Consider the following 12,283-nt stretch of genomic DNA (forward strand, 5'->3'; position numbering starts at 1 on the left):
CTCCTCGTCTACGTGTCGGTGTCATCGGCGGGCGGCGCCGGCGGTTCCCACGTCAGCAGCGTGGCAAGCAGGCTGTCCCCGGTGCCGCGGCTCGTGGCCGGGTCGAGCGGGTTCCAGTCCGGATTGTCGTAGTTGACCAGGGCGCCCAGCACATACGCCTCGGCCAGCTCGCGCTGCTCGCGGGCAAGCGCCTGCCGTTGCCGCGCCGCCGCGCCCAGCGCCGCCACGTTGATCGGCCCCGTGTGCGCCGCGGGCGCCGGCCCCTGTTGCGCGAGCCAGCCGGCCACTTCCTGGACCAGCGCGTCGAGGCCGGCCCAGGCCTGCTGTCGCAGGGTGCCCAGCTGGTTCGCCAGCACGGGATCGCGTTCCAGTGCGGCGGCCAGCGCCGCGGTGCGGGCTTCGTCGTGGGCGCTCATCGCCGGCCTCCCGGGTGGAGCCGGTCGCGGTGGTGCGGATCCTGGCCGGGGGCCGCCTGTCCGCCCACCAGGCCCATGGCGTTCTGCTCGCCCGCTTCCGCCAGCCACTGATATTCACCGTAGCGCGACGCGGCATCGTTCCACAGCCGTTCGAACGGCGCGATGTGCGGCCCCAGCGCGTCGTTCAACGAGTGCAGGCCTTTCGCCACCATGCCGTGGATCTGCCGGGCCATTCCGGCCGGCAGCCGCAAGCCCGGCGCCTCCAGCGTGGTACGCACACTGTCCAGCGCCATCGCCAGCACCGGCGACAGCTCCGCGTGTGCCGGCTGCGCGGGGCGCGGCGGCAGCGGTGGCGGCCGGTCCACCGCGCCGTCCGTTGCCGGCGCCTGCGGCCGCGCGGTCCCCACCTCGCCGGGCGGGCGCCGCACCAGCGCCTTCGACAGGTCTTCCACCTCATCCTGTGGCGGGCGCCGCACCGGCGCCTCCGATTGCACCTGCGCCTCCTGCTGACGCGGGCGCAGCACCAGCGCCTTCGACAGGTCTTCCTGCTCTTCCGGCGGTTGCTGCGCGGCCAGCGCGGCGGCCTGGCGATAGCGCGTTTGCAGCGGATGGGCCGGGCGCCGCGGCGGCAATGGCGGCGGCGTCGCCGCACTGCCCGGCCGCGGCGGCAACGGCGGTGGCGTCGCGCCCGCGCCAGGCCGGGGCGGCAGTGGCGGCGCCGTGGATGCCGTGGCGCCGGACGGTTTGAAGCGCGCCAGCAGCGCGGCCAGCCCGCCCGGCTCGTATTGCTTCAGGCGCTGCATCATCCCCATCAGGTGCGGCTGGATGGAACTGTTGCGCAGCATGTGCCCGGCCGTCTTCAGGCCCAGGTTCACCTGGCGCCCGAAGGTTGCCGCGCCGGCCGCGATACCGGGAAGTGTCAATGGCATGTGCTACCTCGCAGTGGTGGATACGGATGGGTGGCGCCCGCCGCGCGCCGGTTCCTTGCGGTTCGCCGCATCAAAGTTCGATCATGCCGACCGGCTGGATCTTCGCGTGCTGCGTCAGTTCGGAAAACGCGAACACGGGCACGGGGAAGAACTCTTCCTCTATCAGTTTGCGCACCGAGCGCCTGATGTCCGCCGCCGTCACCAGCACGGGTGGCGCCACCGGCGAACTGACGTTGCGCGACAGCTCGCACAGGCGGTCCAGGATGTTCTGCTCCGTTTCCGGGTCGATGTCCAGGTAGCTGCCCTGGCTCGTCTGGCGCAGCGCGTTGCGCAGCTGGTCTTCCAGTTCCGGCGCCAGCAGGATCACTTCGATCAAGCCGTTGCGCGCCACCTCGTGGCACAGCTGCCGCTTCAGCGCCAGCCGCACATAGTCGGCCACCACGTCCGGATCGCGCTCCTTCGGTGCCCAATCCAGCGTCGTCTCCAGCAGCAGCCGGGCATTCCTCAGCGAGACGCCTTCGCGCGTCAGCCGCTGCACCACCTCGGTCAGGCGCGGCAAGGTGACGGATTTATTGACTTCCTTGCCCAGCTCCGGATAGCGCCGCTCGGCCCAGCGGGTAAAGCGGATCACCTCGTTGACGCCGACGAACATCTGGCAGTTGCGCAGCATCTCCACCTCGATGTCGGACGCGCACACGTTTTCCCAGCGCTGGAACGCCACGCCGGCCGTCGACAGCGCCGTCTCGTCGTCCAGCTTGACCCACACGCGCTTGCGGCGCGAGCCGGCGATATTGCGCTCCTCCGCCGTGAAGCCCATCTCCTGCAGGCGCTCCAGCGGTTCGCGGGTGGCGCCCCAGCCGAGCCGGATCTCGTCGTCCACCAGCGGTACCTCGGACATCAGGAACTGCAGCCGTCCTTCCGGCACCGAGTGGTCGAACTCGAACTCGATCGGCTTCAGGTCGGGAATGCCGCGCCGCTGCAGCATCCCGTTACGCATCAGCCGTACCGCCGTGCGGATCGTTTCCGCCTCCGGTGTATCGCGCAGCGCTTCGGGCATGCGCAGGATGAACGGTGTCGTCGCCGCGAAGTTCACCAGGTCGACGATGGCCGCGTTGGCACGCTCCTTTTCCTGGCTTTCGCGCTGCAGCTCGGCGTCCGCCAGCGGTTTCAGCATGCCGACGACGCCGGCGCCCGCGAGCAGCAGCGCCAGGATCAGGAACACGGTCAGCGGCATGCCCGGCACGAGGCCGAACAGCAGCATGATGCCGGCCGCCGTCAACAGCGCCTTCGGTTCCGCGAACAGTTCGGAGACGATGTCCTGGCCGATATTGGTGATCTCGCCCTCGCCATGGTCGCCGCCCACGCGCGTGGTGATCATGCCGGCGCCCAGCGAAATCAGCAGCGCGGGGATCTGCGCGATCAGCGCGTCGCCGATCGACAGGATCGAGTAGACCTGCAGCGCCTGCGCCGCGTCCATGCCGCGCTGGACGATGCCGATCGAGATGCCGCCGACAAGGTTGATCGCGACGATGCACAGGCCCGCGATCGCATCGCCCTTGACGAACTTCATCGCACCGTCCATCGCGCCGTGCAGCTGGCTTTCCTGGCCCAGCAGCGCGCGCTTTTCCTTCGCTTCGTCCGGCGTCAGGATGCCGGCGCGCAGGTCGCTGTCGATCGACATCTGCTTGCCCGGCATCGCGTCCAGCGAGAAGCGCGCCGACACTTCGGAGACCCGCTCGGAACCCTTCGTGATGACGATGAACTGCACCACCGTCAGGATCAGGAAGATGACGAGGCCGACGACGAGGTTGCCGCCGACGACGAAGTTACCGAACGTCTCGACGATGTGGCCTGCATCCGCTTCCAGCAGGATCAGCCGCGTCGTCGACACGGAGATCGCCAGCCGGAACAAGGTGGTAAGCAGCAGCACCGCGGGGAACGTGGAGAATGCGGTCGGACCCGGCATGTACATCGCGACGACGACAATCAGGCCGGACGCACACAGGCTGCACGCGATCAGCATATCGAGCAGCCAGATCGGCATCGGCAGCACGAGCATGAAGACGATGCCGACGACGAGGCCGGCGGCGGCCAGCTCGGCGCGCTTGGCGAACTTCGCCGCCACGCGGTTCAGCATCAGCACGAGGGAAATCGAGTGCATGACTATCCTTTACACGGGTGCGGCGCCCGCTTCCGCGGCGATGGCGCGGCGCTCGACCAGCGCGGCGAAAGCCGCCGCGTCGGGCGACTTGCCGGCGACAGCGTGCAGGCGCGCCAGGTCGACGGGTTCGGCCAGCTCGGTGGCGGCATAGGCGGCCATCAGCGCCAGGTCGGCATCGTCCGGCCACAGTTCCAGGCAGCCTTGCGCCAGCCGGTATGCTTCCTCCGGCTGCTGCGCATGCAGATGGCCCCAGACGAGGCCCACGGCCATCGTCAGCTCGTCACTGGACGTGTCACGCGGCGTGCGGCGTCGCATCGCTGTTCTCCTCGTCGTCGACCGGCGCGTGGCCGGGGCGGGCCGCGCCGGGCGGCGTGTCCACTTCGCTGCGCCGCATCTGCTGCCAGCGCAGCCGCAGCCGGATCGCCTGCTCGATGACCGTCAGCGCGTCGAGGCACGTGCGGCGGCGTTCCTGCTGCAACGTCAACGCATGAGCGATCAGTGCCTTCTGCAGGCCGCGCAGGCGCGGCACCGGGTCGCCCGACCACAGCGGGTTCGCGATGGTGCGATGGGCGCCCAGCGCGCGGTTCAGCAGCTCGATCTTCGGGTCCGGCTGTTCCGGCTGCGGCAGCGACAGCGCCTCCTCTTCCGGGTGCAGCGCCTCGCGCGGCTTCAGCACCGGCGCGTGAGGCGTCAGGCTGTGAAGCTCGGCCAGTTCGGCCGGGTCCAGCGCTGCCCCGGCGCCGGCGCCGGTACGGATCGGCGCCGTCACAGCAGCAGCTCCTCGGCGGCGGTCAGCTGGTCCGCATCGGGCGCTTCGTTGCCGGCGGCCCGCAGCACGAGATACCAGCCGCCGTCGTTGAACTGGGCCGGCAGCCAGGCGCCGTAGCGGGCGATGTCCTCGCCGCGGCGGCGCAGCAGCGTTTCGCCGTCGACGTGGCGCCCGCTGGCGGCGGGCCAGCCGACGACGACGAGCAGGCGGCCTTCCAGCGGATAGGCCAGCAGCCGCAGGCCGTTCTCCAGCAGGGCCTCGGCGCACGCGCCTTCGTGCGCGGCGGCGCGGCACAGGCGGGCAAGCAGTTCTTCCATATGGTCTTCCTTCGGATGTGTGTCATTGGCGCGCGGCGGCACGCAGCGCCAGCGCCGTCTCGCGCCATTGCTGCTCGCGCAGTTCCACCTTGCTGGGCAGCGGCGGCAGCTCGGACTTCGCCGCATTGGCCTGGCGCTCCAGCTCGTCGAGCAGCTCGCGCCGCAACGCCTGCTTTTCCAGCGCCCACAGCCCGGTGGGCAGTTCGGCCACCGCATCGCGCAGCAAGGTCCACGCCTTGGCGCGGCCCAGGCAGTCGACGCCCTTCAGGTCGGCCAGCTCGGCCATCAGGTGCGTGGCCTTGCCCTTGCCCCAGCCGGCATCGGCCGCCGTCAGCAATGCCACCGCCAGCTCGGGCCCGGACAGCGGCGGCACCACGTGCACCTGCTCGGCCACACCCGCGCGCAGCTTGGCGGCGATCGCCAGCGCGGAGCGCACCAGCGTGAACGCGGCCGCATCGGACATCGCCAGCCAGTAGCGGCCCATGCTGCGTTGCGGGTTGTTGCGCAGATCGGATTTCATCGTCGCCTCCGTGTCGTCGTCACAGGCCGGACAGCATTTGCGAACAGAGCATCGCGATCGCCTTCTCGGCATGCTCGGCGCCCAGGTGGCGGATCACCGCCTTCAACGTCGTCAGCGGCGCGAGCGGCTTGTCGACGCTGCCCTTCTCGGTGATCAGGAAGCGCAGCTCGCGCGCGGACTTCGGCGCCGAGCCTTCCACGGCGGCCTCCAGGCTGCCCGACACGTCGGACTCCTGCAGCGCCTTGCGCACCGAGCGATCGCGCTCGACGATGTCGGCCATCATTTCGCTGATCGACTCGCGCAGCACCTTCTTCTTGTAGTTCGACAGGTTCAGGTCGTCGACGGCCACGAGCGCATCGCGCAGCACGCGCCACTGCTCGATCGGCGTGAAGCGCTCGGAAAGGATCGCATCGACCTCGCCGCGGCCGCGCCGGCTGCTGTCGTCGCGCAGCATGTCGAGCGTCTGCTCGACCGAGTCGAGGTGCAGTTCCTCGTCCTCGCCGTCGCTGCGTTCCAGGGGCCTGGCCTGCTTGCGATTGGCTTCGCCGGCCGCCCGCCCGCGCACGCCCTGGCGCTGCGCGCCCTGTGCCGCGCGCGGCGTGGCGAGCTGGCGACGGGCCAGGCTCTTGGTCGGCACCGACACGCCTTCGCGCACGCCGCCTTCGCTGTCGATGGCGGCGCGCGGCAGCATCGCCACGTCGGCCTGGGCCAGCGTGGGCCGGGCCGGCACCTGTTGCACCTGCGGCCGCGCGGACGCCAGCGGCGCGTTCTGGAAGTGGTTGACGTTCATCGTGCTCATGCCCGTTGGGTGGCCCCGCCCGCCGCGCCGGTTCCATGCCGCGGCGGTCGTCCGGCTGTGCGTCGCGCGCGCGATGCGTGGCGCTACGGCGGCCGCGGTTCCCGGCCCCGGCACGCCGCCGGCCCCGCCATTTCTCAACTTTTTTCAATGTCTCACCATTGTTCAAGAAACGGCCGCATGCGCAAAAGTCGCTGTTATCTTGCCGACATCAACCGCGGCATCGCCGCCTGTCATCAACAGCGAACGGGAGAACGTCATGCAGTCCACCATCGTCGAGCAGATCCACCTCCAGGCCGCCGTACCGCCCTGCGCGGTGCCCGCGCTGCAATCCGTGTCCTCGCAGTCCGTACCCTTCCAGGCCGCGCCCCAGCCGGCCATCGACATCGTCGCGCTGTACCGGCAGCACCGCACCCACCTGCTGCGCTTCGTGCAGCGCTACCTGGGCAACCCGCACGATGCCGAGGACGTCGTGCAGAACACGTTCGTCGAGGCGGTGCGCTGCGCGCCGCGCTTTTCCGGCCTGTCGAAGCCGTCCACCTGGCTGTTCGGCATCGCGCTGAACCTGGCCCGCAACCAGGTGCGCCGCAACGGCGCCGACCGTTACGAGGCGGTCGAGGAAGACTTCCTGGAGCAGCTGGTCGACGTGCATGCCGACCCCGCGCTGCAATACGAATGGCGCGAACTGGCGGTCAAGGTGGACAAGCTGATTGGCGAACTGCCGCCGAAGATCCGCGACACGTTCGAGGCCGTGCTGGAGGGGGAATTGACGTACGAGGAAGCCGCGCGCGAGATGGGCATTCCGATCGGGACGGTGCGTTCGCGCGTGTCGCGCGTGCGGGCGGCGGCGCGCCAGCAGTGCGGCCGCACCGATTGAAGATCCCGGGCCCGGGCCCACCGCCGGCCCGCAATCGACACCTCAGGCGGGCCGCCTGCCTTCCAGCGCGGCCTGCCACGCCTGGGCCGCGTCGGCCGTCTCCAGCACCGCATCCATCAGCGCCCGCTCGCTGCGCAGCCCCGCCAGCGGAATGCGGCGCAGCGCCACGTGGCACCCTTCGTCCGCATGCCACATCCCTTCGATGCCGTACGGCGCCTGCACCGTGCCGTCCGCCGGGAGGCCCGGCGGCAGCTGCGCGCACACGGTCAGCTGCGCGCCGCCGGCGGCGCCGGCCTGGCTGTCCACGCATGTCCGCGTGACGATATCGCCCACCTGCAGTTCCAGTACCGGCGTCTGCGCATGCGGCTGCCCGGCCAGCGCGGCCAGCCGCGCGAGCGCGCGCACCGCGGCGGCCGCGGAACCGTCCAGCGGCGCGCTGTCGTCGTCGGGATCGGGATCGGTCGGAAAGTTCAAGATCGGCTTCGCGTGAAGTAGTCGACGGGTCGCCAAAGCGACGTGGCGCAGCGGGAAGCATCCGCCTCCCGCTGCGCCACATTGTAGCAAGGACCGGCTACAGCACGCGCTGCGCGCGCCACATCGGCACGCGCAGCCGCAGGATCGCCGCCACGGTCTGCGGCAGCTCCGCCTGCAGCTTGCGCAGCTCTTCCGTGCGCGGGCCGGGCGGCAGCGAGCGCGCGTGCCGCTCCAGCAGTGCCGCGACGTGCGCCGTGGCCGCATCGGCGTCCTCGCCGCGGTGGCCCGGGGAATCGGCCAGCACGCCATACACGAGCCGCTGTACGAGCCCGGCGCGCATGCCATTGCCCAGCAGTGGCGACGCCAGCACCTGGTGCTGGTCGCCGTGCTCGGCGCGGCCGGCCAGCACGGCGTTCAACCGTTGGGCCGGCGCATCGTCGGCGTCCGCCGCGCCGGTGAAGCAGAACGCGGCCTGGCGGCCGCACGCGAGCATGGCGGCCAGGCGTGCGACGCCGGCCAGCGGCATGCCGCCGAACGCCGGCAGCGCGGCCAGCCTGGTCAGCGGCACCGGCGCGCCGCCGCCCAGCGCGTCGCGCAGCGCCAGCAACTGCTCACGCAGCAGCGCCGCCTGCTCCGGCGGCACGGCGGGCGGCCGCGGTACCTCGTCGTCGGTGGCGACGAGGCGCGCCACCGCCAGCCGCTCCAGCCAGTACTGCCGGCGATGGGGGGCCATGCGGCGCGCGCCGCGCACCAGCACGTCCTCGCGGAACGGCGTGTTGTGCAGGTAGTCCCAAACCGTCTCGCGCAGCACGGGGTCCGGGCAGTCCGCCAGCAATGCCTGGCGGGTCTCGTCGACGAACAGCTCGGGCCACGCCCGTGCCGGGTCGGCCGCGCCCACATAGTCGAGCTTCGCGTCGGCCATGTCGCGCACGACGTCGGCATGGTACAGCGGCTCCCACCCGCGGTTCAGGTATTCGTGCGCCAGGTACCCCGTCTGGTCGCCGTGCAGCGTGTCCAGGCACTGTCGCAGCATCGCGTTGCCGTCGAAGTAAGTAGCGCCCACGCCGGCGAGCCGGTCGACGAACGCCCGTGCCGTGCCGACCTGCCGGGCGCGCCCGCCCGGGTAGCGGTCCGCGTGTTCCAGCATCAGCCGCTGCAGCGGTACGACGCCGCTCCAGCCGGGCATCGCGTTGTAGTTGACGTACACGATGCCGCCCGGCTTCAGGTAACGGGCGATGAAGTTCACGATGTGCCGGCGGTTCTCCGCCGTCACCCAGCTGTACACGCCGTACATCGTGATGAAGTCGAGCGGCGGCAGGTCGACCTTGCCGGCGGCCAGGTCGGCGAAGCTGCATTCGAGCAGGGTCAGGTTGTCGAGCTGCGCCTCGTGCGCCAGCGCGCGCGCGTCGGCCACGTGGCCGGGCTGGAAGTCGTTCGCATAGAACGTGCCGTGCGGGTGGCTGGCCGCCAGCACGGCCGACGTGAGCCCCATGCCCGCCCCCAGTTCGAAATAGGTGAACGGCGCATCGGGGGCAATCGGCTCCACGCCGTTCAGGATGCACGTGGCGGCAAGGTGCGTGGGGCTTTGTTCGGGAAAGAACGTGATCGGGTATGCGATGTCGGCCACGTAGCCATCGTTCCAGTCCATCTCTGCTCCTTGTGGTTGGGGTTCAGCCCTTGCGGGCGAGGCGCCGGATGCGGTGCCAGGGGAAGGACTCCTCCAGCTGCGCCGGCGGGGCCAGGCTGTCGCGCACGGGGCGCGCACGCGCGGTGTCGTCGTGTTTCACGATTGCTCCCATCGGATGGTTGAAAAGCGCGGGCCGCGCGCATGCCGCGGCCCGCTCCGTCGTTACTTGCTGAACGTGCCGTCCTCGACGCCGGCGGAGTAGTCGCCGGTGCCGATCAGGCCGTCGTGCTTGCCGGTACGGGCCGATTCCAGCTGCTTGAAGCCTTCGGCGTTGTTCTCCATCAGCTTCTGCGCGGCCGCCTGCACTTCCGGCGGCACCTGTTTCAGCTCGCCGAACGGCGGCGTGCGGGCATAGCCCGTCTCGGCCATCCGCTTCACGTTATCCAGCGACAGCAGGCCGATGCCCGAATCCTTCATGAAGTCGGTGATCTGCTTGCTGGCCTCGGACACCGTGGGGCCGCCCGTGCCGTTCGGGCCACCCGCCGGGTTGCCCGAGATCGTGCCGTCGTCCACGGCGGACTTGTAGTCGGTGCGGCTCAACAGGCCATCGTGCTTGCCGTTGAACGCCGACTCCATCTTCTTGAACAACTCGCCGTCGTTGGCCATCATCTGCTTGGCGGCGTTCTGCACTTCTTCGGACACCTGGAACGTCTTGCCGTCCTTGCCCGTGCAGTAGCCCGTGTCGGCCATCTTCTGCATCTGCTCCACGGACAGCAGGTCGATGCCCTTGTCCTTCTGGAACTGGTCGATCGTCTTCGCGGCGGACGAATCGGACGGCAGCTGCGCGCCATTGGTGCCGGCGCCCTGCGGGCCGCCGAGATCGATCGTGAACTGCGGGGTGCCGCCAGGACCGTTCGGGCCGCCGAAGCTGATCGGCGTCTGCACCGTTTCGGTACCGCTGTCCTTGTTGATCGTGCCGTCCTTCAGTGCCTCGCTGAAGTCGGCGGTGCTGAGCAGGCCGTCGTGCTTGCCCGTGACGGCCGACTCGAGCTTCTTGAACAGCGCGCCGTCGTCCTCCAGCATCTTCTGCGCCGCGCCCTGCACTTCTTCCGGCACCTGGAAGCGGTTGCCGTCCTTGTCCTTGCAATAGCCCGTTTCGGCCATCATCTTCAGCTGGTCGACGGACAACAGGCCGATGTCGTGCTCCTTCTGGAAGTCGCTGATCGTCTTCGCCGCGCCGTATTCGGAAGGCCGGCTCGACGCGATGCTGCCCTTCATGACGGCGTTCATGAAGTCCTCCATCGACAGGCCCCGTTCGCGCGGCACGCAGCCGGCGCCGCCATCCTTCGAGATCGTGCCGTCCTTGATCGCGTTGCCGTAGTCGCCCTGGCCCAGCTGGCCGTCATGCTTGCCGTCGGTGGCCGACTCGAGCTTCTTGAACAGTTCGGCGTTATTGGCCATCATCTTCTGCGCGGCCAGCTGCACTTCCTCCGGCACCTGGAACGTCTTGCCGTCCTTGCCCTTGCAGTAGCCCGTCTCGGCCATCTGCTTGACCTGGTCGATCGACAGCAGGCCGATGTCGTGCTCCTTCTGGAAGTTGTTGATCGTCTTGGCCGCGCTGGCGTCGGACGGCAGGTTGGCGCCTTCGCCGCCGACACCCATCGAGTTCTTGACGAAGTCCTTCAGCCAGTTCGGCAGGCCCAGGTCGTCGATCGCGTCGGCCAGTTCGCCCTTGCCGCCGCGGCCATGGTTGCAGTGCTCGATGTCGTGCGTTTCCGGAGCATCGCCGCCGCGCAGGTGCAGCGTGCCGATGAAGGTGCCGGGGTCGTTGTTCGTGTAAGTGGTGGTTGTGGTGGTGATCGTCGTTGACATACGGTTTTCTCCGACATGACGGCCGCGAGCGAAAGCTGCGCCGGTTGGGTCTCGATGAATGAAGGGCCGCGCCATCTGGGCCGCGGCCCCCCGGGCCTGGCGGGCCCGGATGCCTGGGCCGCCTGGCCTTGAGTCACGCCATCGCGGCGGGTGGTTCCATCGCCCGCCCGGGTTGTCGCCCCGGTTGTCGCCCGGACCCGTTACAACGCGGCCTGCGCCGTGTCGCCCGCCTTCTTGGCGAACTTCATGAAGATGTCCACGTTGCTCACATCGCTCGCGGCGGCTGCCACGGTCTCCATCTGCCGCACCGCTTGCGTGGTGCCGGTGCGCGCGGACCTTGCCACGATATCGGTCATCGCTCCCTCCTATTGCTGGTCGTTGACCGACTTGGCCATCGAGTTGAAGATCTTCAGCTTGGTCAGCGCCGAGGCCTGCTGCGCCACCCACAACTGGAACTGCATGCCTTCCGCGGCGGCTTCCTGCGCCGCCTGGCCGAGCGGATTCGCGGCGGTACGTGCCATCGCCTTGCCGGGCCGCGCTTCGCCCGGCTGGCCCAGAGAGTTCAGGTAAGTGCTCATGCTTGCTCCTCACGGAAATGAAACCGGGCGCGCCGGCGCCTCGCGGCAGCCGGCACGCCCGCACGCGTGACGCCGTCGGTCAGATATACCCTGCGGAGTTCTCCTCGGCCTTCTTGCCGATCTTGTTCTTGATATCGCTGGCGTTCATCAGCGACGCGTTGGCACTCACCGTTTCCTGGGTGGCGATACCGTCTGCCGTGGCCGCGGTGCTTGCTCCTGCAACTACTCCTGGTAATGCCATGCGAACCTCCTATGATTGATGTGAAGTTGCCGCCCCGTGAACGTTGATGCTGGGTGGCGGTATCCATGGGTGTACGCCGGCCCGCCGATGGTTCCGGCACTCGCGCATTTTTTGCGTGCGCCCGCCTGCGGAACCGATCGGTGCGCAACTCCACCCATTCGCACAGCGCACGCTGTCCGCCGCCGCACCCGCGGCGCCGGTATTCACATCGCGAGGATCAATATGAACGTCGGTTTCAATCCCGGAGTCTCTAATTACAGCGTCGACAACAGCCAGATCGGCCAGGAATTCAAGGATGGCCTGAAGAACAAGACCAACGACGAACTGGTCGGCATGCTGGGCCAGAAGGACCTTGGTCCGCAGGCCAAGCTGGAAGTGGCCAAGGAGCTGCTGGACCGCATGAACGCCAAGGGTAGCGAAGGTGCCGGCGGCGCGGGCGGCGCCGGTGGCGGCGGCGAGGGCGGCGACCTGATGGATCTGCTGAAGAAGCTCATGGAAGGCAAGATCTCGCCGGAAGAGCTGAAGAAGCTGTCCGGCATGCTGGGCGTCGACGTCGCGACGCTGGAGAAGGTCAAGGGGTCGGGCGAGAACCAGGGCGCGACGTCGGAAGAGCCGGACATCACCGGCGGCTGATCCGCGCGCGGTGGCGGCCATGCGCCGCCATGCCCCTCTCCCCTTCACACGGCGCCCGCCGAATGGGCGGGCG

The 12,283-nt window shown here is 69.4% G+C and carries 16 protein-coding genes; 2 read left to right on the plus strand and 14 right to left on the minus strand.

Going from position 1 to position 12,283, the window contains the following annotated elements; all coding sequences use genetic code 11:
• Positions 1 to 8: 8 nt before the first annotated feature.
• The 8 genes from IP92_RS30315 to IP92_RS27315 form a co-directional block, all read right to left on the minus strand.
• Positions 9 to 416, minus strand: a complete 408-nt coding sequence (locus IP92_RS30315) for a hypothetical protein (protein ID WP_199271835.1) — start codon at positions 414 to 416, stop codon at positions 9 to 11.
• The gene (locus IP92_RS27285) at positions 413 to 1,345 is read right to left on the minus strand and encodes a hypothetical protein (protein WP_145881319.1); all 933 of its coding nucleotides are present in this window, start codon (positions 1,343 to 1,345) and stop codon (positions 413 to 415) included. Before IP92_RS27285 ends, IP92_RS30315 begins: the two co-directional genes overlap by 4 nt.
• Positions 1,346 to 1,415: 70 nt before the next feature.
• Positions 1,416 to 3,506, minus strand: coding sequence for a type III secretion system export apparatus subunit SctV (gene sctV, locus IP92_RS27290; RefSeq protein WP_145881322.1), 2,091 nt, complete (start codon positions 3,504 to 3,506; stop codon positions 1,416 to 1,418).
• Between the two features lie 9 nt (positions 3,507 to 3,515).
• A complete protein-coding gene (locus IP92_RS27295; RefSeq protein ID WP_145881324.1) occupies positions 3,516 to 3,821 on the minus strand; it encodes a hypothetical protein in 306 nt (101 codons plus the stop codon).
• Positions 3,799 to 4,275 (minus strand): hypothetical protein, encoded by a 477-nt coding sequence (locus tag IP92_RS27300; RefSeq protein ID WP_145881326.1) that lies wholly within the window; start codon positions 4,273 to 4,275, stop codon positions 3,799 to 3,801. The genes IP92_RS27295 and IP92_RS27300 overlap by 23 nt, the downstream gene beginning before the upstream one ends.
• The gene (locus tag IP92_RS27305; protein ID WP_145881328.1) at positions 4,272 to 4,592 is read right to left on the minus strand and encodes a hypothetical protein; all 321 of its coding nucleotides are present in this window, start codon (positions 4,590 to 4,592) and stop codon (positions 4,272 to 4,274) included. Before IP92_RS27305 ends, IP92_RS27300 begins: the two co-directional genes overlap by 4 nt.
• Before the next feature lie 22 nt (positions 4,593 to 4,614).
• Positions 4,615 to 5,112: a hypothetical protein gene (locus IP92_RS27310; protein ID WP_199271834.1), complete on the minus strand. Its 498-nt coding sequence runs from the start codon at positions 5,110 to 5,112 to the stop codon at positions 4,615 to 4,617.
• 19 nt (positions 5,113 to 5,131) lie between these two features.
• A complete protein-coding gene (locus IP92_RS27315) occupies positions 5,132 to 5,911 on the minus strand; it encodes a hypothetical protein (RefSeq protein WP_145881331.1) in 780 nt (259 codons plus the stop codon).
• Between the two features lie 256 nt (positions 5,912 to 6,167).
• On the opposite strand from IP92_RS27315, the gene IP92_RS27320 reads away from it, so the two are divergent.
• The gene (locus IP92_RS27320; RefSeq protein ID WP_145881333.1) at positions 6,168 to 6,785 is read left to right on the plus strand and encodes an RNA polymerase sigma factor; all 618 of its coding nucleotides are present in this window, start codon (positions 6,168 to 6,170) and stop codon (positions 6,783 to 6,785) included.
• Between the two features lie 42 nt (positions 6,786 to 6,827).
• Here the strand turns inward: IP92_RS27320 and IP92_RS27325 are convergent, their stop codons facing one another.
• The 6 genes from IP92_RS27325 to IP92_RS30045 form a co-directional block, all read right to left on the minus strand.
• The gene (locus IP92_RS27325) at positions 6,828 to 7,259 is read right to left on the minus strand and encodes a hypothetical protein (RefSeq protein ID WP_145881335.1); all 432 of its coding nucleotides are present in this window, start codon (positions 7,257 to 7,259) and stop codon (positions 6,828 to 6,830) included.
• Between the two features lie 97 nt (positions 7,260 to 7,356).
• Positions 7,357 to 8,907, minus strand: a complete 1,551-nt coding sequence (locus tag IP92_RS27330; protein WP_145881337.1) for a methyltransferase regulatory domain-containing protein — start codon at positions 8,905 to 8,907, stop codon at positions 7,357 to 7,359.
• Between the two features lie 201 nt (positions 8,908 to 9,108).
• Positions 9,109 to 10,758 carry a hypothetical protein gene (locus IP92_RS27335; protein WP_145881339.1) on the minus strand — a complete coding sequence of 550 codons (1,650 nt, stop codon included), beginning with the start codon at positions 10,756 to 10,758 and terminating at the stop codon, positions 9,109 to 9,111.
• Between the two features lie 200 nt (positions 10,759 to 10,958).
• On the minus strand, positions 10,959 to 11,114 hold the full coding sequence (locus tag IP92_RS30040) for a hypothetical protein (protein WP_158206835.1): 156 nt from the start codon (positions 11,112 to 11,114) through the stop codon (positions 10,959 to 10,961).
• A gap of 9 nt (positions 11,115 to 11,123) precedes the next feature.
• A complete protein-coding gene (locus IP92_RS27340; RefSeq protein ID WP_145881341.1) occupies positions 11,124 to 11,336 on the minus strand; it encodes a hypothetical protein in 213 nt (70 codons plus the stop codon).
• A gap of 79 nt (positions 11,337 to 11,415) precedes the next feature.
• A complete protein-coding gene (locus IP92_RS30045; RefSeq protein ID WP_158206834.1) occupies positions 11,416 to 11,577 on the minus strand; it encodes a hypothetical protein in 162 nt (53 codons plus the stop codon).
• Between the two features lie 222 nt (positions 11,578 to 11,799).
• Here IP92_RS30045 and IP92_RS27345 point away from each other — a divergent pair, with 222 nt between their 5' ends.
• Positions 11,800 to 12,210 (plus strand): hypothetical protein, encoded by a 411-nt coding sequence (locus IP92_RS27345; RefSeq protein ID WP_145881343.1) that lies wholly within the window; start codon positions 11,800 to 11,802, stop codon positions 12,208 to 12,210.
• The last annotated feature ends 73 nt before the right edge of the window (positions 12,211 to 12,283 follow it).

The sequence above is a fragment of the Pseudoduganella flava genome, assembly GCF_007830495.1.
GTDB lineage: Bacteria > Pseudomonadota > Gammaproteobacteria > Burkholderiales > Burkholderiaceae_D > Rugamonas > Rugamonas flava.